Origin of the sequence: Streptomyces sp. CA-146814, assembly GCF_050942385.1 — a bacterium.
In the GTDB taxonomy this organism is placed as follows: domain Bacteria; phylum Actinomycetota; class Actinomycetes; order Streptomycetales; family Streptomycetaceae; genus Streptomyces.
Map to the genome: position 1 here is coordinate 2,806,732 of NZ_CP192068.1, position 26,330 is coordinate 2,833,061.

At 71.4% G+C, this 26,330-nt stretch carries 21 protein-coding genes, 1 tRNA gene and 1 pseudogene; 11 read left to right on the top strand and 12 right to left on the bottom strand.

Annotated features, from left to right (window positions below):
* Positions 1-4: 4 nt before the first annotated feature.
* The 3 genes from ACQP09_RS12360 to hutU all read right to left on the bottom strand — a co-directional run bounded on the left by ACQP09_RS12360 (position 5) and on the right by hutU (position 4,400).
* A complete protein-coding gene (locus ACQP09_RS12360; protein WP_433406567.1) occupies positions 5-1,321 on the bottom strand; it encodes a formimidoylglutamate deiminase in 1,317 nt (438 codons plus the stop codon).
* Between the two features lie 95 nt (positions 1,322-1,416).
* Positions 1,417-2,727: an allantoate amidohydrolase gene (locus tag ACQP09_RS12365; RefSeq protein WP_433406568.1), complete on the bottom strand. Its 1,311-nt coding sequence runs from the start codon at positions 2,725-2,727 to the stop codon at positions 1,417-1,419.
* A 14-nt stretch (positions 2,728-2,741) separates the two neighbouring features.
* On the bottom strand, positions 2,742-4,400 hold the full coding sequence (gene hutU, locus ACQP09_RS12370; protein ID WP_433398406.1) for a urocanate hydratase: 1,659 nt from the start codon (positions 4,398-4,400) through the stop codon (positions 2,742-2,744).
* 133 nt (positions 4,401-4,533) lie between these two features.
* Here hutU and ACQP09_RS12375 point away from each other — a divergent pair, with 133 nt between their 5' ends.
* The 5 genes from ACQP09_RS12375 to ACQP09_RS12395 all read left to right on the top strand — a co-directional run bounded on the left by ACQP09_RS12375 (position 4,534) and on the right by ACQP09_RS12395 (position 8,288).
* Positions 4,534-5,919: an APC family permease gene (locus tag ACQP09_RS12375; RefSeq protein WP_433398408.1), complete on the top strand. Its 1,386-nt coding sequence runs from the start codon at positions 4,534-4,536 to the stop codon at positions 5,917-5,919.
* A gap of 157 nt (positions 5,920-6,076) precedes the next feature.
* Positions 6,077-6,490, top strand: a complete 414-nt coding sequence (locus ACQP09_RS12380) for a hypothetical protein (protein ID WP_432151931.1) — start codon at positions 6,077-6,079, stop codon at positions 6,488-6,490.
* Positions 6,487-7,299, top strand: a complete 813-nt coding sequence (locus tag ACQP09_RS12385; RefSeq protein ID WP_404068739.1) for a helix-turn-helix domain-containing protein — start codon at positions 6,487-6,489, stop codon at positions 7,297-7,299. Before ACQP09_RS12380 ends, ACQP09_RS12385 begins: the two co-directional genes overlap by 4 nt.
* 38 nt (positions 7,300-7,337) lie before the next feature.
* On the top strand, positions 7,338-7,805 hold the full coding sequence (locus ACQP09_RS12390) for a roadblock/LC7 domain-containing protein (protein ID WP_432151933.1): 468 nt from the start codon (positions 7,338-7,340) through the stop codon (positions 7,803-7,805).
* Between the two features lie 108 nt (positions 7,806-7,913).
* A complete protein-coding gene (locus tag ACQP09_RS12395) occupies positions 7,914-8,288 on the top strand; it encodes a hypothetical protein (RefSeq protein ID WP_404068745.1) in 375 nt (124 codons plus the stop codon).
* 21 nt (positions 8,289-8,309) lie between these two features.
* On the opposite strand, the pseudogene ACQP09_RS12400 reads toward ACQP09_RS12395, so the two are convergent.
* Positions 8,310-8,846 (bottom strand): annotated as a pseudogene (locus tag ACQP09_RS12400) (hypothetical protein); the annotation flags it as partial.
* A 164-nt stretch (positions 8,847-9,010) separates the two neighbouring features.
* On the bottom strand, positions 9,011-9,856 hold the full coding sequence (locus tag ACQP09_RS12405; RefSeq protein ID WP_433398411.1) for a MurR/RpiR family transcriptional regulator: 846 nt from the start codon (positions 9,854-9,856) through the stop codon (positions 9,011-9,013).
* A 181-nt stretch (positions 9,857-10,037) separates the two neighbouring features.
* Here ACQP09_RS12405 and ACQP09_RS12410 point away from each other — a divergent pair, with 181 nt between their 5' ends.
* Positions 10,038-10,484 (top strand): hypothetical protein, encoded by a 447-nt coding sequence (locus ACQP09_RS12410; RefSeq protein ID WP_433398413.1) that lies wholly within the window; start codon positions 10,038-10,040, stop codon positions 10,482-10,484.
* Between the two features lie 367 nt (positions 10,485-10,851).
* Here the strand turns inward: ACQP09_RS12410 and ACQP09_RS12415 are convergent, their stop codons facing one another.
* Complete coding sequence (locus ACQP09_RS12415; protein WP_404068754.1) at positions 10,852-12,258, bottom strand: cystathionine beta-synthase; 1,407 nt, start codon at positions 12,256-12,258, stop codon at positions 10,852-10,854.
* Between the two features lie 232 nt (positions 12,259-12,490).
* Here ACQP09_RS12415 and ACQP09_RS12420 point away from each other — a divergent pair, with 232 nt between their 5' ends.
* From ACQP09_RS12420 to ACQP09_RS12430, 3 genes are all read left to right on the top strand, one after another.
* A complete protein-coding gene (locus tag ACQP09_RS12420) occupies positions 12,491-13,501 on the top strand; it encodes an SGNH/GDSL hydrolase family protein (protein ID WP_433406569.1) in 1,011 nt (336 codons plus the stop codon).
* Between the two features lie 170 nt (positions 13,502-13,671).
* Entirely contained in the window at positions 13,672-14,892 is a 1,221-nt protein-coding gene (locus tag ACQP09_RS12425; protein WP_433398415.1) for an acetyl-CoA C-acetyltransferase, read from the top strand.
* 447 nt (positions 14,893-15,339) lie between these two features.
* Positions 15,340-16,215, top strand: coding sequence for a hypothetical protein (locus ACQP09_RS12430; RefSeq protein ID WP_433406570.1), 876 nt, complete (start codon positions 15,340-15,342; stop codon positions 16,213-16,215).
* Positions 16,216-16,232: 17 nt separating this feature from the next.
* Here the strand turns inward: ACQP09_RS12430 and ACQP09_RS12435 are convergent, their stop codons facing one another.
* The 3 genes from ACQP09_RS12435 to ACQP09_RS12445 form a co-directional block, all read right to left on the bottom strand.
* Positions 16,233-16,550 carry a hypothetical protein gene (locus ACQP09_RS12435; protein WP_432151495.1) on the bottom strand — a complete coding sequence of 106 codons (318 nt, stop codon included), beginning with the start codon at positions 16,548-16,550 and terminating at the stop codon, positions 16,233-16,235.
* A gap of 138 nt (positions 16,551-16,688) precedes the next feature.
* On the bottom strand, positions 16,689-17,564 hold the full coding sequence (locus ACQP09_RS12440) for a Bax inhibitor-1/YccA family protein (RefSeq protein ID WP_433398418.1): 876 nt from the start codon (positions 17,562-17,564) through the stop codon (positions 16,689-16,691).
* 194 nt (positions 17,565-17,758) lie between these two features.
* Positions 17,759-17,844: transfer RNA gene (locus tag ACQP09_RS12445), tRNA-Leu, on the bottom strand.
* Between the two features lie 552 nt (positions 17,845-18,396).
* Between ACQP09_RS12445 and ACQP09_RS12450 the strand changes: the two genes are divergently transcribed.
* Together ACQP09_RS12450 and ACQP09_RS12455 are read left to right on the top strand one after the other, a co-directional pair.
* Entirely contained in the window at positions 18,397-19,167 is a 771-nt protein-coding gene (locus tag ACQP09_RS12450; RefSeq protein WP_433398419.1) for an ABC transporter ATP-binding protein, read from the top strand.
* A gap of 95 nt (positions 19,168-19,262) precedes the next feature.
* Positions 19,263-21,797 (top strand): ABC transporter permease, encoded by a 2,535-nt coding sequence (locus ACQP09_RS12455; RefSeq protein WP_433398421.1) that lies wholly within the window; start codon positions 19,263-19,265, stop codon positions 21,795-21,797.
* 141 nt (positions 21,798-21,938) lie between these two features.
* On the opposite strand, the gene ACQP09_RS12460 is transcribed toward ACQP09_RS12455, so the two are convergent.
* From ACQP09_RS12460 to ACQP09_RS12470, 3 genes are all read right to left on the bottom strand, one after another.
* Complete coding sequence (locus tag ACQP09_RS12460) at positions 21,939-23,252, bottom strand: class I SAM-dependent methyltransferase (protein ID WP_433398423.1); 1,314 nt, start codon at positions 23,250-23,252, stop codon at positions 21,939-21,941.
* A gap of 288 nt (positions 23,253-23,540) precedes the next feature.
* Positions 23,541-24,932, bottom strand: coding sequence for an NAD(P)/FAD-dependent oxidoreductase (locus ACQP09_RS12465; protein ID WP_433398425.1), 1,392 nt, complete (start codon positions 24,930-24,932; stop codon positions 23,541-23,543).
* 387 nt (positions 24,933-25,319) lie between these two features.
* Entirely contained in the window at positions 25,320-26,321 is a 1,002-nt protein-coding gene (locus ACQP09_RS12470; protein ID WP_433398427.1) for an arsenic resistance protein, read from the bottom strand.
* Positions 26,322-26,330 lie beyond the last annotated feature (9 nt).

Sequence of the window (26,330 nt, forward strand, 5' to 3'; positions counted from 1 at the left end):
GGGATCAGTGGTGCAGGGCTGCCACGGCGGCCGCGAGCGCTCCGGGCACATCCTCGATCAGCGCGTGACGGCCGTCGCGGACGATGTGGCGTCCTGCCACGACCGTGTGCCGCACATCAGCGGCGGAGGCGGCGAATACGGCGGTCTCCGCTGCCAGTCGGGGCACCGGCCCTGCCGTTCTGACGGAGTCCAGGGCGACCGTCGTCAGGTCGGCCGGAGCGCCCGGTTCCAGGACGCCCGCGTCGGGGCGGCCGAGTGCGGCGTGCCCGTCGGCGGAGGCCGCCCTCAGCAGGGCGGCGGCCGTCCAGTGGCCCCGGATGTGGGTGCGCAGGCGCTCGTTCAGCTCCATCGCGCGCGCCTCTTCGAAGAGGTCGATGACCGCGTGGCTGTCGCTGCCGAGCGAGAGCGGCGAGCCCGCCTTCTGGAGGGCGACGGCGGGGCCGATGCCGTCGGCGAGATCGCGCTCCGTGGTGGGGCACATGCAGGTGCCGGTGGTGGAGGAGCCGAGCAGGGCGATGTCCTCCTCCGTCAGATGCGTGTTGTGGATGCCCGTGGTGCGCGGGCCGAGGACGCCGTGGTCGGCGAGGAGCCGGGTGGGGGTGCGGCCGTGGGCGGCCCGGCAGGCGTCGTTCTCCGCCGTCTGCTCGGAGAGGTGGACATGGAGCGGGGCGCTCCGCTCCTCGGCCCAGGCGGCCACGGTGGCCAGCTGGTCCGCCGGGACCGCGCGGACGGAGTGGATGGCCGCACCGATCAGCGCGTGGTCGTCGCCCTTGAGGAGGGAGGCGCGCTCGGCCCAGGCGTCGGCGGTGGTGTCGGAGAAGCGCAGCTGGTGCCGGTTGGGCGGCTCGCCGAAGCCGGCGGCGAGGTAGGCGGTGTCCAGCAGCGTGATCCGGATGCCCGCCTCGCCCGCCGCCGCGATCAGCGCCTCGCCCATGGCGTTGGGGTTGGCGTACGGCGTGCCGCCGGGCGCGTGGTGCAGATAGTGGAACTCGCCGACGGCGGTGATCCCGGCCAGGGCCATTTCCGCGTACGTGGCCCGGGCCAGGTCGAAGTAGCTGTCCGGGGTGAGCCGCGAGGCCACCTGGTACATCAGCTCGCGCCAGGTCCAGAAGGTCCCGGTGCCCACCTGGACGGTGGCGCGCAGGGCCCGGTGGAAGGCGTGGGAGTGGGCGTTGGCGAGGCCGGGGAGGGTCAGGCCGCGCAGCGCGGTGGCGCCGGGAGGTGGCGTCTGCACCCCGGTCCTGACCCCGGCGATCCGGCCGCCTGCGACCTCGACCAGGACATCGGGCTCCACGTACGTCCCGAGCCAGGCGTGGTCCATCCAGTACGTCGCGGTGACGGGCCCGCCCGCCGCCCGTGCCGTCTCCGCGGTCCGTGGTGTCACCGCAGTCCCTGCCGTCTCCGCGGTCCGGTTCGTCAGCTGCACGCGAGACCTTCCAGTACGTCGGCGAGTGCCCGCACCCCGGCCGTGCAGTCGTCCTCGGCGGCGTGCTCGGCCGGAGAGTGCGAGATGCCGGTGGGGTTCCGTACGAAGAGCATGGCGGTGGGCACCGAAGCGGACAAAATACCCGCATCGTGGCCCGCGCCGGTGCCGAGGACGGGGACCGGGCGCCCCGTGTCGCCGGTCCCCTCCAGGATCTTGGCGAGCTCGTCGCGCAGGGCGTGCTCGAACTCGACGACGGGCGTGAACGACTCGCGTACGACGTCGAGGTCGATCCCGGCCCGGTCCGCGCACTCCCGGGCGGCGCGCTCGATGTCGGTGACGACGGCGTCCAGGGTGGCCTGGTCGGCGGCGCGGGAGTCGAGCCAGCCACGGACGAGGGAGGGGATGGCGTTGACGCCGTTGGGCTCGACCGCGATCTTGCCGAAGGTGGCGAGGGCGCCGGTGAGTTCGGCCTCGCGGCGGGCGGCGAGCACGGTCTCGGCGTACGTGAGCATCGGGTCGCGGCGGTCGGCCAGGCGCGTGGTGCCCGCATGGTTGGCCTCGCCCCGGAAGTCGAATCGCCAGCGGCCGTGCGGCCAGATGGCGGAGGCGATGCCGACGGGGTCGCCGGTCAGGTCGAGGGCGCGGCCCTGCTCGACGTGGAGTTCGACGAACGCGCCGATCCGGGCGAGCCGTTCCGGGTCGGGGCCGATGGTGTCGGGGTCGTATCCGGCGCTCTCCATGGCGGCGGGCAGGGTGATCCCGTCGGCGTCCCGGAGGCGGTGGGCGTCGGCCACGGTGAGCTGTCCGGCGGCGAGCCGGGACCCGACACAGGCGAGACCGAAGCGGGCGCCCTCCTCGTCACCGAAGTTGGTGATGGCGAGGGGGCGGGTGAACGCCGCGCCCCGGGAGCGGAGTTCGTCGAGCGCGGCGAAGGAGGAGACCACACCGAGCGGCCCGTCGAAGGCGCCGCCGTCGGGGACGGAGTCCAGGTGCGAGCCGGTGACGACGGCGTCGCCGGCCAGGGGGTCGCCGAGCCAGGCCCACTGGTTGCCGTTGCGGTCGGCCTCGTAGGTGAGCCCGCGCGCCTCGGCCTGCGTACGGAACCAGGCCCGGCAGTCGAGGTCCGCCGCCGACCAGGCGTAACGCCGGTAGCCACCGCTGTCGGGGTGGCGGCCGACGGGGGCCAGCTCGCGCCACATGGAGAGGAAGGAGTCACCTGTACGCCACGGGGCGCCGGACGTGCTCCCCGTCGCGCCGGACGTGCTCACGCTCGTGCCGTTCGGCGGGGTGCCGTTCGGCATGGTGCCCGTGGGCATCAGTTGCCCTCCGTCATCGGGACGCGGACGCCCTTGTCCTCGGCGACCGACTCCGCGATGTCGTAGCCCGCGTCGACATGGCGGATCACGCCCATGCCGGGGTCGTTCGTCAGGACGCGGCGGATCTTCTCGCCGGCCAGCTTCGTGCCGTCCGCGACGGAGACCTGGCCCGCGTGGATGGAGCGGCCCATGCCGACACCGCCGCCGTGGTGGAGGGAGACCCAGGAGGCACCGGAGGCGACGTTGACCATGGCGTTGAGGAGCGGCCAGTCGGCGATGGCGTCGGAGCCGTCGAGCATGGCCTCGGTCTCGCGGTACGGGGAGGCGACGGAGCCGCAGTCCAGGTGGTCGCGGCCGATGGCGAGCGGGGCGGCCAGTTCGCCGCTCGCGACCATGTCGTTGAAGCGCTCGCCGGCCTTGTCGCGCTCGCCGTAGCCGAGCCAGCAGATGCGGGCGGGCAGCCCCTGGAAGTGGACGCGTTCGCCGGCCATCGTGATCCAGCGGTGCAGGGACTCGTTCTCCGGGAAGAGCTCCAGCAGCGCCTTGTCGGTCTTGTGGATGTCGGACGCCTCGCCGGAGAGCGCGGCCCAGCGGAAGGGGCCCTTGCCCTCGCAGAAGAGGGGCCGGATGTAGGCGGGGACGAAGCCGGGGAAGTCGAAGGCGCGGTCGTACCCGGCGAGCTGGGCCTCGCCGCGGATGGAGTTGCCGTAGTCGAAGACCTCGGCACCGGCGTCCATGAAGCCGACCATGGCCTCGACATGGCGGGCCATCGACTCGCGGGCGCGCTGGGTGAAGTCGGCGGGCTTCTCGGCGGCGAGCGTCGCCATGTCGTCGAAGTCGACGCCGAGCGGGAGGTAGGCCAGCGGGTCGTGGGCGCTGGTCTGGTCGGTGACGATGTCGATCGGCGCGCCTTCGGCGAGCATCCGGGGCAGCAGCTCGGCCGCGTTGCCGAGGAGGCCGATGGAGAGCGGGCGGCGGGCGTCGCGGGCCTCGACGGCGAGCTGGAGGGCGTGCTCCAGGTTGTCGGCCTTGACGTCCAGGTAGCGGTGCTCGATGCGGCGGTCGATGGCGCGCGGGTCGACGTCGATGCAGATCGCGACGCCGTCGTTCATGGTGACGGCGAGCGGCTGGGCGCCGCCCATGCCGCCGAGCCCGGCGGTCAGGGTGATCGTCCCGGCCAGGGTCCCGCCGAACTTCTTGGCGGCGACGGCGGCGAAGGTCTCGTACGTGCCCTGGAGGATGCCCTGGGTGCCGATGTAGATCCAGGACCCGGCGGTCATCTGGCCGTACATGGTGAGGCCGAGCGCCTCCAGGCGGCGGAACTCCTCCCAGTTGGCCCAGTCGCCGACCAGGTTGGAGTTGGCGATCAGCACGCGCGGCGCCCACTCGTGGGTCTGCATGACGCCGACCGGCCGCCCGGACTGGACGAGCATCGTCTCGTCCTGCTTGAGCGTCCGAAGGGTGCGGACCATCGCGTCGAACGAGCGCCAGTCGCGGGCCGCCTTGCCCGTGCCGCCGTAGACGACGAGCTTGTCGGGGTGCTCGGCGACCTCGGGGTCCAGGTTGTTCTGGAGCATGCGCAGGGCGGCTTCCTGCTGCCATCCCAGGGTGCTGAGGGCGCTGCCGCGCGGCGCTCGTACGGGGCGGGGTCCTGACATGGCGGTGCCTCCTCGCGACGGTGAATATCTATTCACATCCTGAGGCGCTGAATAGTCGTAGTCAACAGGTGCGGTTCGCGCCGCGCCCGGGAAGAGGTGTTCCATCCCCGACCCGAGGGCACCGGAGGCACCGATGAGCACGCCCGGCACACCAGCCACACCCGGCACACCCGCGGCCCCTGACGCGTCACCGCCGCTCAAGCGCGCGCTCGGCCCCAAGCTGCTGATCCTCTTCGTCATCGGCGACATCCTCGGCACCGGCATCTACGCCACCACCGGCGACGTGGCGGGCAAGGTGGGCGGCGCGCTCTGGCTGCCGTTCGCCATCGGGTTCGTCGTGGCGCTGCTGACGGCGGCCTCGTACGTGGAGCTCGTCGGCAAGTACCCGAAGGCGGCCGGGGCCGCGCTCTACACCCAGAAGGCGTTCAAGGTCCCTTTCCTCACCTTCATCGTCGCCTTCATGGTCATGTGTTCCGGGCTCTCCTCGGCGAGCGCGGCGGCCCGGGCGTTCAGCGGCGACTACCTGGGTGAATTCACCGACGCGGTACCGCCGACGCTGATCGCGATCCTCTTCATCCTCGCGCTGGCCGCGATCAACCTGCGCGGAGTCTCCGAGTCCGTGAAGACGAACGTCGTGCTGACCCTGGTGGAGGTCAGCGGCCTCGCGGTGATCCTGGCGATCGGCGCGTACGCCGTACTGAACGGCGACGGGGAACCCGCCCGGCTGACCCAGATCGAGGCAGGAGGCACCGGATACGCGCTGCTCACCGGCGTGCTCGGCGCCACCGCGCTCGGTTTCTTCGCCTTCGTGGGCTTCGAGGACTCGGTGAACATGGCCGAGGAGACCAAGGACCCGGCCCGCAACTTCCCGCGCGCCATCTTCATCGGCGTGGCCGTCACCGGCACGATCTACATCCTGGTCGCGCTCGTCTCCTCGCTCCTGGTCGACTCCCGCACCCTCTCCGACTCCAGTGGCCCGCTGCTGGAAGTGGTGAAGGCCGGCGGCGTCGATTTTCCGCCGAAACTCTTCGCGCTGATCGCCCTGTTCGCGGTCACCAACTCGGCGCTGATCAACCTGATGATGGCCTCGCGGCTCTGCTATGGCATGGCCAACGAGCGCATCCTCCCGCCCGGCATGGGCAAGGTGCTGGCGGGCCGGCGCACGCCCTGGGTCGGCATCGTCTTCGTCTCCCTCCTGGCGATCGGCCTGGTCTCCACCGGCGAGATCGAAGGGCTCGGCGACACCACCTCGTTCCTGCTGCTCTGCGTCTTCGGCGTGGTCAACATCGCCGTACTGGTGCTGCGCAAGGACCGCGTGGAACACCGCCACTTCCGTACGCCGACCGCTCTGCCGGTCCTCGGCGCGATCACCTCGCTGGTCCTGGCCAGCCCGCTCGCCGACCGGGGCTCCGACGTCTATGTACGGGCCGGGATCCTGCTGCTGATCGGGATCGGGCTCTGGGCGGTGAACAAGGCGGTGATGACGGCCCGCGAGAAGTCCGGCAAGGCGGACGGCTGACGGGGCGCCACCCCCTTTCCCGGCCAGCACATTTCAGCCGCTCCTTTACACCCCGGAGCGCATGTACCAAAGGAAAATGCCAGAACCTCCACCAGCCGTGAGCACGTTGCGTAGCCTCAGGGTCACAGCCGTACGCCGCGTCGGGAGGGGAATCCGCGTGCCCGGAATCGACGAGTGCCTGCTCGAAGTCATGAGGCTGCCCGGCGCCCGTGGCGCCTCGGTGGTCGACTGGACGAGCGGCCTCGCGCTCGGCACCATCGGCGAGTCCCCCAACGGCGACCACGAGGCGACGGCGGCCGAGACCGCCGAGGTCGCCCGCATGACCGCCGAACAGCCCGCCTTCGCCCACCTGGCCTCAGGGGGCGGAACCGAAGGCTCCGGGGAAGCGCCGAGCACCGCCGTCGAGGACGTCATCGTCACCACACAAGACGGTTACCACATGCTCCGCTTCGTCGAGACGGCTTTCGACAGCAGCGTCTTCCTCCATCTCTGGCTGAGCCGCTCCGAGGGCAACCTCGCGATGGCCCGGTTACGGCTGGGCGAGCTGGCCGAGCGGCTGGTGCTGGCATGAGCGCGATAGCCGCCGACCCCGGCGCCCCGGAGACGGACCGGCTCCCGGTCCTCTCACCGATGCTCCAGCGCCTCGCCGCCGAGCGGGCCACCGGCGCCCTGATGCGCGACCGCGGCACGCTCTACCTCGCCGACGGCCAGGTGGTGCACGCCGAGAGCCCCGCCACCCCCGGCATCGACGTCCTCCTCACCACCGGCGGCACGCTGCGCCACGAGGGCTGGTGGGACGCGGTGGCGCAGGCCGGGGCCGGGCAGCGGGTCGGCCGCTACCTCGTGGACAGCGGCCATGTGCCGGGCGGCGCGCTGGAGTTGTGCCACCTGGGCGCGTTGTACGACGCCGCGTTCTTCGCCCTCGCCCCGACCGGCACACCCGCCCGATTCCGTTACGGGGTGTCCCACTGGATCGGGCCGGTGCGGCCGGTCCCGGTGGCCGCCGTCCAGCGCGAGACGCTGCGCAGACGGGAGCTGCTGGACCGGATCTGGCCCGACGCCGCCTGCGACAGCGCGCCCGTGATCCGATCGTCGGCGCACCCGGGCGACAGCCCCGTACCCGCCCGGCAGCGCGCGGTGCTGGAGCTGGCCGACGGGGTGCGTACGGCCTCCGACATCGCGCAGGCGCTGGGCCGTTCGGCGTTCCACATCCTGGTCGACCTGCGGCGACTCGCCGCGGCCGGCCTGGTGGAGGCGGTCCGCGCGCAGCCGCTGCCCGCCGCCGCCTCCGCACCCGGCCGGATCACGCTCCCCGAGGTGACCGCCGACCCCGATATCGCCCTGCTGCGCCGGCTCCGAGACGCATTGGAGGCCCTGTGATACGCGCGCTCAGACAGCGTGCCGGGAGGAGACAGCTGATGGTTCCCGAGACCGAGACGCGCGGTGTCCTCGACGAGCTCCAGCGGTTACGGGCCCGGGTCCCCCTGCTCTCCGGGGCACTAGCCGCCTCCACCGACGGCCTGGTCCTGGCCCACGACACACCGGGCATCGAGGCCGAGGGCGTCGCCGCCCTCACCGCCGCCGCGCTCGGCGTCTCGATCCGGATGACGGAGGCCACCGGCCGCGGCGGCTTCCGGGAGCTCCTGGTCCGCGGCGAGAGCGGCTACATCGCCACGTACGCCGCCGGCTCCTCCGCCGTCCTGACCCTGCTGGCCGAGGACCGCATCAACGTCGGCCGGCTCCATCTGGAAGGCCGCCGCGCGGGCGCCCGGATCGGCGAACTCGTCGACACCGCCCTGGAACGCGCCGAGCGCACACCCCCCATGCCCCGCACCGCCCCGGCGCGCGGCCTCCCCAACCGCACGCTCCCGCAACGCCCCACGTAACCGCTCCTCCTCCCACGCCCACGCACGACAACCAACACCCCACCCATGCCACTCACGCGCAAACGGACCCGGTCACCACGACCGGCCACGGAAAGGAAACGAGCCTCCATGGCGAACACCGAAGCGTCACTGAAGGAAGCGATGAGCTCGATCGAGGGCACCACGGGTGTCGCCCTCGTCGACTACACGAGCGGAATGGCCCTGGGCACGCTCGGCGGCGGCAAGGACTTCAACCTGGAGGTCGCCGCCGCGGGCAACACCGACGTGATCCGCGCCAAGCTCCGCACCATGGAGCACCTGGGCATCAAGGAGGAGATCGAGGACATCCTCATCACGCTGGGCAGCCAGTACCACCTGATCCGGCTGCTCAAGACCCGTGGCAGCAACGGCCTCTTCCTCTACCTGGTGCTGGACGCGAGCCGCGCCAACCTGGCGATGGCCCGCCACCAGCTGAAGAGGATCGAGGCCGAACTGGAGGTCTGAGCCCTCAAAGGTCCGACCTTGCCGGCGGCGACGCCGCGCCCCGCCCGGCGCGGCGTCCCCCGCCTCCGGCCCCGTCGTCCGGTGGCCCTGCACCCGCTTCGCGACCGGGCTGCCGTGCCCGGCCCGGTCGGTGCGCACCCAGTACAGGACGTCGTCCCGGCGCTCCCGCTGCCCGATGCGTACGGCCTTCGCCCAGAGACCGGCGCCCACGCCCGCGAGGACCAGTCCGCCGGCGCCCGGCAGCGCGAACGAGGACGCCACCGCCACCACGAACGCCGCCAGCAGCCACCACCGGTGCCCGCGCCGCCACACCCGTACGGTCACGGCCCGGTCCTGGAGGAAGTCCCCGCGCCCGGCCCGCGAGGCCCCCCGGGCCAGCTCCGCGTACCGCCCGCCGCGCACCAGCAGCACGGCGGCCGCGACGACGATGAAGAGCGCCGCCCCCGCCAGCAGCCCGATGCGACGCCCGGTCAGCCCCGGTACGAACGCTCCCGCGACGGTGGCCACCAGCCCGGCCCACCAGAGCGGTGCCGCTCCGGCCCGTACGATCACGGCCACTCTCGCCAGCGACTGCCCTCCGCGCCCCACGTCCGTACCCCTCTCGCTCGCACCACATCAGCCGGTCCCCGCCGGTCGTTCTGCGCGCGGAGATTAGCGGCCGCAGATGAGGGGTGCGTGAGAATCCGCGCAATCGGTGGGCGCGGGAGCCTGGCCGGGAGGCCTCACTCCACGAACAGGCCCCGCGCCGCCGCCCGTACGTCGAACTCCTCCAGCCGCGCCTGGGCGTCGGGCAGTTCGTCGCACATCGCCTCCAGGAGCACCCGCCCCAGCAGCATCGGCGCGCAGACCGTGTCGAAGGAGAGGCCGGAGCCGATGGCCGCCGGGAGGAGCAGGTCGCTGTGCTTGGCGACGGGCGCGAAGGCGGAGTCGGCGACGGTCACCACGGTGAGGCCCTGCGCTCCGGCGTACGCCAGCGCCTCGACGCACTCCTTGGGGTGGCGCGGCAGCGCGAAGCACATCAGGGCGGTGGCGCCGGCCCGGCGGGCGGAGTCGATGCGGTCCAGGAGCATGGAGCCGCCTTCGTCGAGCACCCGGACGTCGGGGTGCACCTTGGCGGCGAAGTAGCCGAAGCCGCGCGCCTGCGAGGAGGCCGCGCGCAGGCCGAGCACGGGCAGCGGCCGGGACCCGGCCAGCAGGCGGCCCGCCCGCTCCACGGGTCCGGGGTCGGCGAGCAGGTCGGAGAGGTGCTGGAGGTTCTCGATCTCGGCGCGGACGGCCTGCTGGTACTCGTTGTACGTCTCCCCCGCCTCCTCCTGGTCCGCGTCCGCGGGTGCGACCTCGCGCAGGTGGCGGCGGAGCGCCGGATAGCCGTCGAAGCCGAGGGCGACGGCGAAACGGGTGACGGAGGGCTGGCTGACTCCGGCGAGCTCGGCCAGCTCGACGCTGGAGAGGAACGGGGCGTCGGCCGCCCGGCGGACCATGCAGTGCGCGATGCGCCGCTGGGTGGGCGTGAGCCGGTGCCCCTCGAAGAGCTGCTGCAACCGCGCGGCGGGGCTGCTCCCACTCATGCTGTCCCCTTGCTGGATCCATCGTGCCCCGGGTCGGCGCGAGCTCCGGCGCCGACAGATCCATTCAGCCAGGAAGACTCCTGCATGTCCATATGCAGCGGGTGGGCGGAGGCCTCCCGGCCGGGAAATACGGGGGTTAGCACCCGTGTTCCGGCCCGTCGGCGCTCGTAACGTCACGGGTATGGAAGCACGGGACCACGAGCTCAAGAGGGAGCTCGCCGCCACCCTCCAGGCACGCGGTGAGCTGGGGCCGGAGTACGAGTCCGCGCTCATCGACTCGTTCCTGGAGAAGGTCGAGCAGCGCCTCGACACCACCTTGGACCGCCGCGTCCGGCGCCACCTGGCCGAGCAGCAGGTGACGGCCGCCCGGGACCCCCGGTCCCTGCGGGCGCCGTCCGCCGCCGGGATATCGCCCGGCTTCGCGGAGCGGTTCGGATTCGGGGTCGTCTCGCTGGTGCTGGCCGTCCCGCTCTCGGCGATCGGGGCTGCCAACGCGGGCATCGAAGGACTGGTGGTGGCATGGATGGGCATCGTCGGGGTGAACGCGGTCCACGCGGCGCGCGACGAGGGCCTGTTCCGGCAGCGGGAGCGGCGCGCGGGCCCGGCGTCGGAGTGGGAGGGCGGCTGAGGGCGGTTTCCGGCGGCCGGGAACGGCCGCGCGGCCGGACCCACCGAGGGTCCGGCCGCGTGGCGAAGTATGTCGCGGGGGCCGCCGCACCCCCGGTGGCCCGGGGGGCGGGACGACGGCGGTCCCCGCGAAGGACGCGGTCCGGGTCAGGGCCGGATGCCCGCGTCCGGGCGACGGTGGAGGTCCGGGAGCCGCTCCGTAGTCCAGTGTCGCCGTTCTGGGTGCCGGCGGGTTTCCCTGCCGACACCCACCAATGTGCCGGAGCCGTGTTAAGCGGGTGCTGCGTGGACGTGACGCGCTCGTACCGTTTTCGCGAAGCCCCTGCCCCGGGCTGTCAGACCTTCACGGAGCCCCGGCCCCCGCCGGGTCAGGCCTTCGCGGATCCGGCTTCCTTCGCGAGGAAGGCCAGCACGTCCTGCCTGCTCACGACGCCCTTCGGCTTGCCCTCGACCAGCACGATCGCCGCGTCCGCACCATCGGCACCGCTGAGCGCGGCCATAAGGTCCTCGACCGGCTCGCCGGAGCCGACCTGCGGCAGCGGGGCCGACATGTGCTTCTCCAGCGGGTCGGTGAGCGAGGCGCGCTGGGTGAACAGCGCGTCCAGCAGCTGCCGCTCCACGACGGAGCCGATGACCTCGGCGGCCATCACGTCGGGGTGTCCGGCGCCCGGCTTCACGATCGGCATCTGGGAGACGCCGTACTCGCGCAGGACGTCGATCGCCTGGCCGACCGTCTCGTCCGGGTGCATGTGGACGAGGGAGGGCATCGGGCCCTCCTTGAAGTCCAGGACCGCACCGACGTTGGCGGAGGTGCCGGAGTCCTCCAGGAAGCCGTAGTCGGCCATCCACTCGTCGTTGAAGATCTTGCTGAGGTAGCCGCGGCCGCTGTCGGGCAGCAGCACCACGACGACGTCGTCCGGGCCGAGCCGCTTGGCGACCTCCAGGGCCCCGACGACCGCCATGCCGCAGGAGCCGCCGACGAGCAGGCCCTCCTCCTTGGCGAGCCGGCGGGTCATCTGGAAGGAGTCCTTGTCGGACACCGCGACGATCTCATCGGTGACATTGCGGTCGTAGGCGCTCGGCCAGAAGTCCTCGCCGACGCCCTCGACCAGATACGGCCGTCCGGAGCCGCCGGAGTAGACCGAGCCCTCCGGGTCCGCGCCGATGACCTGGACCGCGCCGTCGCTGATCTCCTTGAGATAGCGCCCGGTGCCGCTGATCGTGCCGCCGGTTCCGACGCCCGTGACGAAGTGGGTGATCTTCCCCTCCGTCTGTTCCCACAGCTCGGGACCGGTGGTCTCGTAGTGCGAGCGCGGGTTGTTCGGGTTGGAGTACTGGTCGGGCTTCCAGGCTCCCGGCGTCTCGGTGACCAGCCGGTCGGAGACGTTGTAGTACGAGTCCGGGTGCTCGGGGTCAACGGCGGTGGGGCAGACGACGACCTCGGCGCCGTACGCGCGCAGCACGTTGATCTTGTCCGTGGACACCTTGTCCGGGCAGACGAAGATGCACTTGTAGCCCTTCTGCTGGGCGACGATGGCGAGCCCGACGCCGGTGTTGCCACTGGTCGGCTCGACGATCGTGCCGCCGGGCTTCAGCTCGCCGCTCTGCTCGGCCGCCTCGATCATGCGCAGCGCGATGCGGTCCTTCACCGACCCGCCGGGGTTGAAGTACTCGACCTTGGCCAGGACGGTCGCCTGGATACCTGCCGTGACGTTGCGCAGCCTCACCAGCGGGGTGTTGCCGACAAGACTGATCATCGAATCGTGGAATTGCACCGTGTACTCCGGGATCTCCGAGATGGTCCGGCCCAGAGTATGCGTACGAGCGGGACGATGCGTACGTACGGGCTCCGCCTCGGGAGAGGGAGACCGGAAAGTGAGGTCGGACACGGAGCGTACGGGCCCGGAGACACGGGGTGCGATTGGACGGCGCACTTCGCGGGGCAGGTAGGTACATGTAGGGCGGTACGGCGAGAAGGAGGTGGACCGGACTGTGTCGAGAGCAAGGGTGGCACGGCGGATCGCGGCGGGCGCGGCTTACGGCGGTGGCAGCATCGGACTGATCGGTGCGGCGGCCGTCGGCGTGTTCCTGGCGGAGGTCCAGCTCGCGAAGAGGCAGGTGGGCGGCGGTACGGCGCCGGTTCCGCCGAGCGCGGACGGGCGGTACGGGGTGGCGTTCGCCGGCCCGAACGATCCGTTGCGGCTCGGGATGCTCGGGGATTCGACGGCGGCGGGCCAAGGAGTGCGGCGGGCCGGGCAGACACCGGGGGCGCTGCTCGCCTCGGGGCTCGCGGCGGTGGCGGAGCGGCCGGTGGACCTGCGGAACGTGGCGTTGCCGGGGGCCAGGTCGGACGATCTGGAGCGGCAGGTCTCGCTGCTGCTCGCGGACCCGGCCCGTACGCCGGACGTCTGCGTGATCATGATCGGGGCGAACGACGTCACCCACCGGATGCCCGCCACCCAGTCGGTGCGCTGTCTGACGACGGCGGTGCGCAGGCTGCGGACGGCGGGGGCGGAGGTGGTCGTGGGGACCTGCCCGGACCTGGGCACGATCGAGCCGGTGTACCAGCCGCTGCGGTGGCTGGCCCGCCGGGTGAGCCGGCAGCTGGCGGCGGCGCAGACGATCGGCTCGGTGGAGCAGGGCGGGCGGACGGTGTCGCTGGGCGACCTGCTGGGCCCGGAGTTCGCGGCGAACCCGCGCGAGCTGTTCGGCCCGGACAACTACCACCCGTCCGCCGAGGGGTACGCGACGGCGGCGATGGCGGTGCTGCCGACGCTCTGCGCGGTGCTGGGCCTGTGGCCGGAGTCCGACCGGCTGGACGGATCGCGCCGCGAGGACATCCTCCCGGTGGCCAAGGCGGCCTCCCAGGCGGCCCGCGAGGCCGGCACGGAGGTCACGGGGGCGCGCGCTCCCTGGGCGCTCCTCAAGCACCGCAGGCGGCGGCGCCTGCCCGCCTCCACGGATACGGAACCGGCGGCGCCGCATCCGCACCCGGACGCGGCGCACGGACCCACGTAGAACGGCCCGGACGCGCATGAGGACCCGGCAGGCCACAGAGGGCTGAGCAAGCGCTTAGAAAAGAGTCCCTCATCACACGGCCTGCCGGGTGACCCGGGCCATACGCCCGGGTAGCTTCCAAGGGAGTTCCCCCTGCCCACCCAGCTTTCCAGCCCTCATGGAGCCGCGTGATGCCCGAAGCCGTGATCGTCTCTGCCGCCCGTTCGCCGATCGGCCGCGCCTTCAAGGGGTCCCTCAAGGACCTGCGCGCGGACGACCTGACCGCCACGATCATCCAGACCGCGCTGGCCAAGGTCCCCGAGCTGGACCCGAAGGACATCGACGACCTGATGCTGGGCTGCGGTCTGCCCGGCGGCGAGCAGGGCAACAACCTGGGCCGCATCATCGCCGTGCAGATGGGGATGGACCACCTTCCGGGCTGTACGGTCACCCGCTACTGCTCCTCCTCGCTGCAGACCAGCCGGATGGCGCTGCACGCGATCAAGGCGGGCGAGGGCGACGTCTTCATCTCGGCAGGCGTCGAGATGGTGTCCCGCTTCACCAAGGGCAACTCCGACAGCCTCCCGGACACGCACAACCCGCTCTTCGCCGAGGCCGAGGCCCGCACTGCGGCGCGTGCCGAGGAGTCCGGCGCCGACTGGCACGACCCGCGTGAGGACGGCATCGTCCCGGACGCGTACATCTCGATGGGGCAGACGGCGGAGAACCTGGCCCGGTCCAAGGGCGTCACCCGCCAGGAGATGGACGAGTTCGGCGTACGGTCGCAGAACCTCGCCGAGGAAGCCCTGAAGAACGGCTTCTGGGAGCGGGAGATCACGCCGGTCACCACGCCCGACGGCACGGTCGTCTCCAAGGACGACGGCCCGCGCGCCGGCGTCACGCTGGAGGGCGTGCAGGGCCTGAAGCCGGTCTTCCGCCCCGACGGCCTGGTCACCGCGGGCAACTGCTGCCCGCTCAACGACGGCGCCGCCGCCCTGGTGATCATGTCCGACACCAAGGCCCGCGAGCTGGGCCTGACCCCGCTGGCCCGGATCGTCTCCACCGGCGTCTCCGGCCTCTCCCCCGAGATCATGGGGTACGGCCCCGTCGAGGCCAGCAAGCAGGCGCTGAAGCGGGCCGGCCTCACCATCGGCGACATCGACCTCGCCGAGCTGAACGAGGCGTTCGCCGCCCAGGTCATCCCCTCCTACCGGGATCTCGGCCTGCCGCTGGAGAAGGTCAACGTCAACGGCGGCGCGATCGCGGTCGGCCATCCCTTCGGCATGACCGGCGCCCGGATCACCGGCACGCTGATCAACAGCCTCCAGTTCCACGACAAGCAGTGGGGCCTGGAGACGATGTGCGTGGGCGGCGGCCAGGGCATGGCGATGGTGATCGAGCGACTGAGCTGAGCCGCAGCGGAGGGTAGGGGTCGCGCGAGGGACGAGTGCGGCACCTGCCCGCAGCGGAGGCGAAGCTCAGCGCGACCACCAGAGCGAGCGGCTGAGCTGAGCCGCAGCGGAGGCGAAGCTCAGCGCGACCGCCAGCACGAGCGGCTGAGCTGGGCCCTACCAGGGGCTTTCCTTACGCGGCGCAGGGCTTCCCTCACCATGGGGTGTCCGAACCCCGCCGAGCCCCGACCGTGACCGAATCTCCCCCAGGATGTGATCTGCATCCCGGGGGAGAGTCGTTTTAGCAGGTCACAGCGGATATGGGGGTAAACCTAGGACCGAAAGACCTGTCCATTTCGTGACGTAATGCACTGACAGGCGGTACGGGTACAGGCCAAGCTGATGTAGGAAGTCGGGGGTATCGATTGAAACCGGGAGTTGTCAGTGAGCGCCATGTCATTTGCCCTGTTGCTGACCACCGCCGCTGCCACGGCCGTCGGCGCCGCCGCGCTGCATGCCGCTCACGGGCTGCGCAAGCAGGTCGTCGGCCTGCGCACGGAGCTGGCCGAGGGCCGCGCTCCCGGTGTGTCGGTGCCACCGCAGAGCCGTAGTACCGCCACCCCCGCCGAGGAGATACGCGCGGCCGTGGCCGAGGCGCTGGCCGAGGAGCGCGAGCGCGAGCTGGCCGAGGCGCGTGCCTTCTGGGCCGCCCAGGAGGCCCGTGACGCGGCCGACGCCCCGTCGCTGCTGGGCGGGATGCCGGTGCTGGGTGAGGACGCCCCCTTCTACCTGCCGCGCCAGGCCGACTTCGCCGGCCTGGAGTCGCTGGACCTCGAATCGGCCGAGGCGATGGAGGAGCTGGCGGAGCTGAGCGAGCGGACGCTCGCGGAGCACGAGGCCGGTGAGTTCGCGGGCGAGTTCGCCGGTGAGTTCACGGACCTGCCGGAGATCGCGGACCACCCCGAGGACTCGCCCGAGCTGGCCGCCGCCCGCCGCCGCCACCCCTCGCACCCGGACTTCGTCCCCGTACAGACGCCGGTGGTCACCGACCACGAGCGCACCGTGAGCCGTCTGGAGGAGCTGGCCGACCTGGCCACCGAGCTCACCGATGTGCGGCCGGGACCGCTGGGCACGCTCGATGTGTACGTGTTCGCCGACGGCACCACGCTCTGTATGACCCCGGGCCACCGTGAGACGGCCGAGCGGCTCGCGGACGCGCTGCGGGCGGGCCGGCAGCCGGTGCTGCTGGGCGGCTCGGGCGTCTCCGGCGCCTACGCGCTGACCTTCTCCTGCGGCGAGGACAACGTCTACATCCTGGCGGACCGCGTCATCGCCTCGTTCTGACCCGCCGCCACCTCCGGCTACGCGAAAGCCCGCGCCGCCGCTTCCTCGACGTACCGCACGGCCTCGTCCAGCTCACCGGACGGGGCCGTCACCAGTGCCACGGCCAGATCCCGCCCGGCGACGGCCACCTGGTCGCCCACGGCGAACACCCCCGCGTCCGGCAGCACCCGCGGCTCGGCCCCGGGGCTCTCGAAGCGCTGCGCCCGTACGGCGAGCTCGCGCGCGGCGGCCAGCCCTTCGGCGGCCGCGCCGCGCTGGAGGCGGCTCTGCGGGGCGGAGCGCAGCCGGTCGGCGAATCGGTCCACGACCTGGATCAAAGGCGTCGTATCGAGCACGCGCCCGACCCTACGCGCCCCTCGCGCACCGGTGCCAACACGCGCCCCTCACACACCGGTGCAAGCGGAAGGGCCCGCAGGCGCGATGCCTGCGGGCCCTTCCGATGTGCTTGCCGGTGACGGCCGATGCCGTTCCGGTCAGTCGTCACCCTGGAGGATGGCGACCAGGCGCAGCATCTCGATGTAGATCCACACCAGGGTCACGGTCAGGCCGAAGGCGGCCAACCACGCCTCCTCGCGCGGAGCGCCGTACGCGATGCCGTCCTCGACCTGCTTGAAGTTGAGGGCGAGGATGCACGCGCCGATCACGATGGCCACGATGCCGAAGATGATGCCGAGCGCACCGCTGCGGAAGCCCAGGCCGTCACCGCCGCCGAAGACGGCGAACAGCAGGTTCACCATCATCAGCAGCATGAAGCCGATGGCGGCGGCCATCACGAAGCCGTAGAAACGGCGCGTGACCCGGATCAGACCGGTGCGGTAGGCGATCAGCACACCGGCGAAGACCGCCATCGTGCCGAGCACCGCCTGCATCGCGGCGCCGGGGGCGACGTAGACACTGACGATGTTGCTGACGATGCCGAGGAAGACACCTTCGAACGCCGCGTACAGCAGGATCAGCGGCGGCGAGGGCCGACGCTTGAACGAGTTCACCAGCGACAGCACGAAGCCGATGATCGCGGCACCGATGGCGACGCCGTAGGCACTGCCCAGGTTCGCCTGGTCGACCGGCATGACCCACCAGGCGATGGCGGCGGCCACGACGACCAGTCCGAGCGTCATCGCCGTACGCGTCACCACGTCGTCGATGGTCATCGCGTCGGTGCGCGCCGGTGCGCCGGGCTGGGTGCCCTGGGCGTACGGGTTGGTGGCGTACGGGTTTGCGGCGGTGCCCTGGGCGAACGGGTTGGCCCCCGTCGCGGCGGCCCCGGCCTGCGGCGCCGCGTTGAAGCCCGCGTGGCCGTTGTCGCGGCTGAACCCCCGTCGCGAGAAGACCGGGTTGCTGCTCCTCATCTCACTCCTCCATGGCCACACTGCGCGGCCTTGCGACAAGAGTAATGGGTAGGCAAAAGAAGCACCCAGTGCCAGAGGAGGATCTTTCTCACCGGTACCGGCACGGATGGATGAGACCCTGCGCGGGCAGAGGACGAACGACGTCGGCCCGAGGCTACGGACAGGGCCGTCCAGGTCACGCTCCGTACGCTGCGTGGTGCCCGGAGCCGGACTCGAACCGGCACGCCCCCGAGGGGCAGCGAGGTTTAAGCTCGCCGTGTCTACGTTCCACCATCCGGGCGTGCCGCGCGGCTCCGCGTTGGCAACTGACCCTATCCGGGGGCGTCCCCCGATCAGCGGAACAGTGGCGCGATGTTGTCCTATTTTATTGACCGCTTGAGGGACCGTCAGCATATTCGCGCGGCCTCACCACGCGCCCGCACCCGATCCCGGCCGACCGGACGCCCTGCGGGATTGACGGAAAGTCGCCGCACCCGTACGGCCCAACGCGCCAGGTGCGCGCCATGCTTCGCCAGGGGGTGCGCCACCCTCGGGATCCGGGGTGCCCGGGGATGCTCCGGCCCTGGTCGCGAGGGCGTCGCCGCGGCCCGGGAAGCATCGGTCACGCTGAGTGACGGAGGTGCCCGTCGGATGAGGCATCAGGGTCGGTGTCATACCCGAGGAGGACGGCCCCACCCATCTGATGCGACTCAAGAGGGCCACGGGAACGGGCTCAGGGAGTGACGACGTCGGGCGATCGGGACGTGACGATGGAGTAGTCCCGAGGCACCGCCGTCAGCGCGGGCCATGTCACCACCGCATGCATCCGCATCACCGATCCTGGAGAGTCCCTGTGACCACCACCCCCACCGTTCACCGCGCCACCGCGGTGGCCGCCCGCGCCACGGAGCTGTCGAAGGTCTACGGCGAGGGTGAGACGCAGGTCGTCGCCCTGGACCGGGTGACCGTGGACTTCCCGCAGGGCCAGTTCACGGCGATCATGGGCCCCTCGGGCTCGGGCAAGTCGACGCTGATGCACTGCGTCGCCGGTCTCGACAGCTTCAGCAGCGGTTCGGTGCGCATCGGCGAGACCGAGCTGTCCACGCTGAAGGACAAGCAGCTCACGCAGTTGCGCCGGGACAAGATCGGCTTCATCTTCCAGGCCTTCAACCTGCTGCCGACGCTCACGGCGCTGGAGAACATCACGCTGCCCATGGACATCGCGGGCCGCAAGCCCGACGCCGCGTGGCTGCAGAAGGTCATCGACATGGTGGGGCTCTCGGAGCGGCTGAAGCACCGGCCCACCGAGCTCTCCGGCGGCCAGCAGCAGCGGGTCGCCGTGGCCCGCGCGCTGGCCTCGCAGCCCGACATCATCTTCGGTGACGAGCCGACCGGAAACCTGGACTCCCGCTCCGGCGCCGAGGTCCTGGGCTTCCTGCGCAACTCGGTGCGCGAGCTGGGCCAGACCGTGGTGATGGTGACCCACGACCCGGTGGCCGCCTCCTACGCGGACCGGGTGATCTTCCTGGCGGACGGTGCGGTCGTCGACCAGATGATGCACCCGACCGCCGACGGGGTCCTCGACCGGATGAAGGCGTTCGACGCGAAGGGCCGCACGAGCTGACGCCCGCGGCGGCCCCGTACGCCTGCCGCACCCCGGCCGCCGAACCCCGCGCGTCCCCGTCCCCCCTTCCGGAACCCATCCCAGGACACACAGACATGTTCCGTACCGCCCTGCGCAATGTGCTCGCGCACAAGGCCAGGCTGCTGATGACCGTGCTCGCCGTCATGCTCGGCGTAGCGTTCGTCTCCGGCACCCTGGTCTTCACCGACACCCTCGGCAACGCCTTCCGCAACCAGTCCGCCAAGAGCTACGACGACGTCGCCGTCGCCGTGGAGACGTACGCCGGCGGCCGCGACGAGAAGACCCCCGGCCTCGACGAGGCCACCCTGGAGAAGATCCGCGCCGTGGACGGCGTCGCCTCCGTCACCGGCCGGGTCGACGGCTTCGCCGGGGTCGCCGACCCCGACGGCAAGCTGATCGGCAACGGCTGGTCCAACACCGGTGCCAACTTCGCCCCCGGCAAGGACGGCAAGGACACCGCGTACGACTTCACCCAGGGCACCGGCCCGGTGAAGAACGGGCAGATCGCGCTCGACAAGGACACCGCGTCCAAGGGCAAGTACCGCGTCGGTGACCCGGTGCGGGTCGCCACCAACGGCCCGGTGAAGGAGTACACCCTCTCCGGCGTCTTCACCACCGAGGACGGCGCGGTCAACGCGGGCGGCAGCCTGGTGCTGTTCGACACCGCGACCGCCCAGAAGCTCTACCTGAAGCCCGGCGTCTTCCAGAACGCCACCGTGGCCGCCGAGGCGGGCGCCTCCGACCGGAAGCTGGTCGACGCGATCGTCCCGCTGCTGCCGGAGGAAGCCACCGCGCAGACCGGCAAGGCGCTCGCGGACGAGCAGGCCCGGCAGATCGAGTCCGGTCTCACCAGCCTCAACACCATGCTGCTGGCCTTCGCCGGCATCGCCCTCTTCGTCGGCATCTTCCTCATCGCCAACACCTTCACCATGCTGGTCGCCCAGCGCACCCGTGAGCTGGCCCTGATGCGGGCCATCGGTGCCACGCGCCGCCAGGTCAAGCGCTCGGTGCTGATCGAGGCCGCCGTCGTCGGCGCGCTCGCCTCCGTCATCGGCTTCGCGCTCGGCCTGGGCCTCGCCACCGGTCTGCGCTCCGCGATGGGCCTGCTCGGCGGCAAGATCCCGGCCGGACCGCTGATCGTCTCGCCCACCGCGATCCTCTCCGCCTTCGCCGTCGGCATCGTGATCACCATCCTGGCCGCCTGGCTGCCCGCCCGCCGGGCCGCGAAGATCGCCCCGGTCGCCGCGATGAGCAGCGTGCACGCCACCGCCTCCACCAAGTCCCTGGTCGTACGGAACTCGATCGGCGGCTTCATCGCCCTGGTGGGTGCCGTCGGCATCGTCGGCGGCGCGGCCACCGGGGGCACGAACGGCCGCTACCTGGTCGCGGTCGGCGCGTTCCTCGCGCTGATCGGCGTCATCATCCTGATCCCGCTGCTCTCCCGCCTGGTCATCGCGCTGGTGCGGCCGGCGATCACCAAGCTGTTCGGCGTCTCCGGGAAGCTGGCCTCCCAGAACGCGGTCCGCAACCCGCGGCGTACCGGAGCCACCGCCTCCGCCCTGGCGATCGGGCTGACCCTGGTCACCGGCATCTCGGTGCTCGGCGTCACCCTCGGCCAGGCCATCGACAAGATGACCACGGACAACATCAAGGCCGACTACATGGTCTCGATGGCCAGTGGCGACTCGCTCGACGAGTCGGCGCTCACCGCCCTGTCGAAGGCGGACGGCGTCTCCGCGCTCTCGCCGCAGCAGGCGTCGTCCCTCCAGGTGGACGGGGAGTACCACTCCGCCTCCGGCGTCACCCCGGGCGACGTGGAGAAGGTCTTCTCGCTGGACACCGTCTCCGGCTCGCTCGCCTCGCTCAAGGACGGCCAGGTCGCCGTCGGCTCCAAGACGGCGAAGTCGAACGGCTGGAAGACCGGCGACACCCTCCCCGTGACGTTCGACGACGAGAAGAAGGGCAAGGTCACGATCGGGGCGCTCTACAAGGAGAACGAGTTCCTCTCGCCCTTCGTCATGCCGAAGGAGCTCGCCGACCGGCACAGCGCCTCCTCCCGCCCCGAGATCCGCGAGATCTGGATCAAGACGGACGGCGGCGCGAGCCAGGCCCACGAGAAGGCCATCGTGGACGCGCTCGGCGACAACCCGGCGATGAGCGTCATGGACCGACAGGACATCCGTGACATGTTCGGCGGCTTCGTGAACACCGCGCTGAACATCATGTACGGGCTGCTCGCCATGGCCCTGCTGATCGCCGTCCTCGGGGTCGTCAACACCCTGGCCATGTCGGTGTTCGAACGTCAGCAGGAGATCGGCATGCTGCGGGCGATCGGCCTGGACCGCGGCCGGGTCAAGCGGATGATCCGCCTGGAGGCCGTCGTCATCTCGGTCTTCGGCGCGGTGATCGGGGTCGGCCTCGGTGTCTTCCTCGGCTGGGCGATCGGCCAGACCCTGGCCGCCGACATCCCGGGCTACGCGCTGGTCATCCCGTGGGACCGCCTCGCGGTCTTCCTGGCCCTGGCCGGCCTGGTGGGCGTCCTCGCCTCGCTGTGGCCCGCCCGCAGCGCCGCGAAGCTCAACATGCTGACGGCGATCAAGACCGAGTAGCCGGGGTCCCGGGGACCGGGACGGGACGGCAAGGGACGACGAGGGGCCGGTGCACCGCCGAGGAAGCGGTGCACCGGCCCCTCGCCCGTACCACCGGCGTACGTCTGACAGAGGTACGTACTACAGAGGTACGCATACGGGTCAGCCGCCCGCCTCCCTCGCCTCCTCCGTCCAGGCGCGGGTGCGCAGCGGCAGCCGGGAGGAGCCGCCGTCCAGCGGGCGCACGGCGAGGATCTGGTTGACGCCGATCTTGTTGTGCTCGAAGGAGAGCGCGGAGGCGGCCATGTAGAGCCGCCAGACCCTGGCCCGGCCCGGCGAGGTGGCACGTACCGCCTGCTCCCAGTGGCGCTCCAGGTTGGCCACCCACTGCCGCAGGGTCAGCGCGTAGTGCTCGCGCAGCGCCTGGACGTCCCGGGCCTCGAAGCCGGCCTCCTCCAGGGTCGTCAGGGTGCGGCCGAGCGGGGCGAGTTCGCCGTCGGGGAAGACGTAGGAGTCGATGAAGGCGTCGATGCGGTAGGCGTCCTCGTCCCGCTCCGGGCGGCGGGCGATCTGGTGGTTCAGCAGGCGTCCGCCGGGCTTGAGGAGGGCGAAGAGGTCGTCGGCGTACTCCCGGTAGCGGACCGAGCCGACGTGTTCGGCCATCCCGATCGAGGAGATCGCGTCGTACGGCCCGTCGGGGACGTCCCGGTAGTCCTGGACGCGGATCTCGATCCGGTCGGTCAGGCCCTCCTCGGCGATGCGCTTGCGGGCGTGGGTGGCCTGTTCCTGGGAGAGGGTGATGCCGGTGACCTGGGCTCCGTACGCACGGGCGGCGTGGATGGCCATGGAGCCCCAGCCGCAGCCGACGTCCAGGAGCCGGTCGCCCTCCTTCAGGGCGAGCTTGCGGCAGACCAGGTCGAGCTTGTCGCGCTGGGCGTCCTCCAAGGTCCCGCCGTCCTGCCAGTAGGCGCAGGAGTAGACCATGGAGGGGCCGAGGACCAGGCCGTAGAAGTCGTTGCCCACGTCGTAGTGGTGGCTGATGGCCTCCTTGTCGCGCCGCTTGGTGTGCAGCGGACCGGTGCGGCGGCGGACCTCCTCGGCGGGCGGGGCGGGCGGCGGCCAGGGGCCGGCCAGCCGGAGGAGGCCGCGGCCGAAGGCGCGTACGGCGGGGTCGCGGAGCGGGTGGACGGCGTCCTTGGCGTCGGCGCCGCGGTCCCACAGCAGCCCGGCGATCCGGTCGAGCACCTCGTACAGATCGCCCTCGACATCGATCTCCCCGGCCACCCAGGCGCGGGCCAGACCCAGTTCGCCGGGCTTCCACAGGAGTCTGCGCAAGGCGCGGCGGTGGCGGATCACGAGGACGGGGGCGCCGGGCGGACCCGATTCGCTGCCGTCCCAGGCCCGGATGCGGACCGGTAGGGGTTCCGAGAGCAACTCTTCGGCGAGAGCGGTCAGCCGCGATGCGGCGCGTGCCATGGCGCACACCTCCGTGGTGGTGTTCCCGACAAACACAACAAGCCCGATGCGTAACGACGTGCCCATAGTCCCGCCGTGGCAGGGATCGGTGCCATGACGAGGTACGTCTGTGTCAACTCTTCCTCCACGCTCCGTCATCCCGCTACCAGGCAACGAAAGGGCAAAAGCCCTCCGCGAGGCAGCGCGCCCGGCCACGGACACGGCGAAGGGGCCGTCCGCACCACGGATGGCGGACGGCCCCTTCGGGCGTACTGCGGGACGCTTCTCGCGGAGCGGGTCACCGGAGGGTCAGGAGGCCTTGGCCTTCTCGCCCTCGGGCTTGGTGGCGGCGACGGCCGGAGCCGGGGCCGGCTTGGCGGCCTCGTAGAACTCCTCGCGCGGCGTCTCCATGGCGCCGAGCGAGACGACCTCGCGCTTGAGGAAGACCGCGAGGGTCCAGTCGGCGAAGATCCGGATCTTACGGTTCCAGGTCGGCATCGCCATGCCGTGGTAGCCACGGTGCATGTACCAGGCGAGACGGCCCTTGAGCTTGATCTTCACCTTGCCCATGACGATCATCGCGACGCCCTTGTGCAGGCCGAGACCGGCGACCGCACCCTTGTTGGCGTGGCTGTACTCCTTCTGCGGGAAGCCCCGCATGCCGGAGATCACGTTGTCGCCGAGGACCTTGGCCTGACGCAGCGCGTGCTGGGCGTTGGGCGGGCACCAGGCGTTCGGGTTGCCGGCGCGGCGGCCGACCATGTCCGGCACCTGGGCGTTGTCGCCGGCGGCCCAGATGTAGTCGGTGCCCTGCACCTGGAGCTTCTCGGAGGTGTCCACATGACCACGGGGACCGAGCGGCAGGCCGAAGCGGGCGAGCGCCGGGTTCGGCTTCACACCGGCGGTCCACACGATGGTGCTGGAGTCGACCTCCAGGCCGTTCTTGAGCACCACGTGGCCGTCGACGCAGGAGTCCATCGAGGTGGAGAGGTAGACCTCCACGCCGCGGCTCTCCAGGTGCTCCCTGCCGTAGGCGCCCAGCTTCGGGCCGACCTCGGGAAGGATCTTGTCGGCGGCGTCGACCAGGATGAAGCGCATGTCCTCGCGCTTCACGTTGGTGTAGTACTTCGCCGCGTCGCGGGCCATGTCCTCGACCTCGCCGATGGTCTCCGCGCCGGCGAAGCCGCCGCCCACGAAGACGAACGTCAGCGCCTTGCGGCGGACGTCCTCGTCGGTCGTGGAGTCAGCCTTGTCCAGCTGCTCCAGGACGTGGTTGCGCAGGCCGATGGCCTCCTCGATGCCCTTCATGCCGATGCCCTGCTCGGCGAGGCCGGGGATCGGGAAGGTACGGGAGACCGCGCCCATCGCGATGACCAGGTAGTCGAAGGGCAGCTCGTAGGCCTCGCCGACGAGCGGCGCGACCGTGGCGACCTTGCGGTCCTGGTCGATGGTCGTGACACGACCGGTGAGAACCTCAGCCTTGGGCAGCACGCGTCGCAGCGGGACGACGACATGCCGAGGCGAGATGCTGCCTGCGGCAGCTTCGGGGAGGAAGGGCTGGTACGTCATGTACGACCGCGGGTCGACGACCGTGACGGTCGCCTCTCCGTATCGCATCTTCTTCAGAATGCGACGAGCTGCGTACAGGCCTACGTACCCACCGCCTACAACGAGGATCCTGGGACGCTCCGTGGTGCTCATGCCATCGAGTATCCACCTCCCCTCAGGGGGGTGCTCGTGAGCCCCTTCACAAGGATTCATCCACCCTCTGCTACACTTCGCCGCCCACGTGACCCAGGTCATGACCCCGCAAGGGAACCGCAACGCCCCGGGAAACGTTCCTGACCGCCTGTGAGCTGGCCCTTGGCCCTCCGGAAGCGCCGCGACGGCCGCCCTTTTCATGCGTACGCAACACCCCTGGAACACCCCCGTACGACGGCCACCGGGCCCCGCGAACGGCCCGGACGGCCCTTGCGGCTCCTCATTGCGCCCAAGAGGGCCGAATTCCTTGTGAAGAAGTTCACGAACTTCGTGGCGGCGTGTCCCGGGAAGGGTCCCCCGAGCGGCCGACCAGGGCCTCGCGGAGGCTCAAAGGTGCAGGTGACGCTCCGGCTGAGCGGGCAGCAGGCGCGGCACGGCACGGACGTAGACCACCATGCCGACGACCTCGACGAGGGTCTGCGTGACCACGACGACGGCGGCGATCGCGTACGGGTCCGGGAGGGAGAGCGCGAGCGGCAGGACGACCAGGGAGTTGCGGGTCGCGCCGCTGAAGACCACCGCCCGCCCACCGGGCACGTCCAGCCGGAAGAGCCGGGCCACCGCCTTCCCGGCGAACGCCATCACCACCAGGAACGCGGCGTAGAAGGGGACGACGGCGGCGACATCGGCGAGGTTCCCCTCCACCTTCGGCACCTGGGATGCGACGACGACCAGCAGGGTCACGGCCATCAGCGGGACCATCGTCGTGGCGGCCGGGTCCGACACCTTCCGCCCGCTCTCCCGCCGCCCCGCCCAGGCCTGCAGCCCCCAGGCCAGCGCGAGCGGGATGACGATGAGGAAGGCGAACGCCTCCAGGAACGGTCCGGCCTCCACGATGTCGGCGAGCCCAGAGCCGAGGAACCCGTACAGGAACACCGGCAGCAGCACCATCTGCGCGACCAGCAGGACCGGGGTCACGGCGAGCAGCCGGCGCGCCGAACCTCCGGCGAGACCGCTGAAGACGATCACGTAGTCGACGCAGGGGCAGAGCAGCACGAGCAGCACCCCGAGCCGCACCGCCCGGTCGGCCGGCAGGAAAGTGAACAGGGCGGCGACGACGAGCGGTACGACGAGGAAGTTCACCACCAGCGCGGCGGTCAGGAACCGCCCGTCACGCAGCGAGCGCAGCAGCTCGGCGGCCGGCACCTGAAGGAAGGTCACGAACAGCAGCGCGCCGAGGACGGGGTTGATCAGATGCTCGAGCCCCGGCCCGGCGGACGGCGCCGCGAGCCCGAGGAGGGCGCCGAGGGCCATCGCCGCGAGATAGACGGCCACCTGGTGGTGTTCCATCCGCTCGACGGCCCCGCGCGGCGTGCCGGTGTCGGTCATGTCGTGCGC

What these genes read in the sequence shown, in the direction of transcription:
- ACQP09_RS12405 (WP_433398411.1), bottom strand. Translation starts at nt 9,856, where the DNA reads ATGAGTGGGAGCAGCCCCGCCGCGCGGTTGCAGCAGCTCTTCGAGGGG.
- ACQP09_RS12360 (WP_433406567.1), bottom strand. Translation starts at nt 1,321, where the DNA reads ATGGACCACGCCTGGCTCGGGACGTACGTGGAGCCCGATGTCCTGGTC.
- ACQP09_RS12440 (WP_433398418.1), bottom strand. Translation starts at nt 17,564, where the DNA reads ATGAGGAGCAGCAACCCGGTCTTCTCGCGACGGGGGTTCAGCCGCGAC.
- hutU (WP_433398406.1), bottom strand. Translation starts at nt 4,400, where the DNA reads ATGTCAGGACCCCGCCCCGTACGAGCGCCGCGCGGCAGCGCCCTCAGC.
- ACQP09_RS12455 (WP_433398421.1), top strand. Translation starts at nt 19,263, where the DNA reads ATGTTCCGTACCGCCCTGCGCAATGTGCTCGCGCACAAGGCCAGGCTG.
- ACQP09_RS12425 (WP_433398415.1), top strand. Translation starts at nt 13,672, where the DNA reads ATGCCCGAAGCCGTGATCGTCTCTGCCGCCCGTTCGCCGATCGGCCGC.
- ACQP09_RS12375 (WP_433398408.1), top strand. Translation starts at nt 4,534, where the DNA reads ATGAGCACGCCCGGCACACCAGCCACACCCGGCACACCCGCGGCCCCT.
- ACQP09_RS12390 (WP_432151933.1), top strand. Translation starts at nt 7,338, where the DNA reads ATGGTTCCCGAGACCGAGACGCGCGGTGTCCTCGACGAGCTCCAGCGG.
- ACQP09_RS12365 (WP_433406568.1), bottom strand. Translation starts at nt 2,727, where the DNA reads ATGCCGAACGGCACCCCGCCGAACGGCACGAGCGTGAGCACGTCCGGC.
- ACQP09_RS12410 (WP_433398413.1), top strand. Translation starts at nt 10,038, where the DNA reads ATGGAAGCACGGGACCACGAGCTCAAGAGGGAGCTCGCCGCCACCCTC.
- ACQP09_RS12385 (WP_404068739.1), top strand. Translation starts at nt 6,487, where the DNA reads ATGAGCGCGATAGCCGCCGACCCCGGCGCCCCGGAGACGGACCGGCTC.
- ACQP09_RS12395 (WP_404068745.1), top strand. Translation starts at nt 7,914, where the DNA reads ATGGCGAACACCGAAGCGTCACTGAAGGAAGCGATGAGCTCGATCGAG.
- ACQP09_RS12460 (WP_433398423.1), bottom strand. Translation starts at nt 23,252, where the DNA reads ATGGCACGCGCCGCATCGCGGCTGACCGCTCTCGCCGAAGAGTTGCTC.
- ACQP09_RS12470 (WP_433398427.1), bottom strand. Translation starts at nt 26,321, where the DNA reads ATGACCGACACCGGCACGCCGCGCGGGGCCGTCGAGCGGATGGAACAC.
- ACQP09_RS12465 (WP_433398425.1), bottom strand. Translation starts at nt 24,932, where the DNA reads ATGAGCACCACGGAGCGTCCCAGGATCCTCGTTGTAGGCGGTGGGTAC.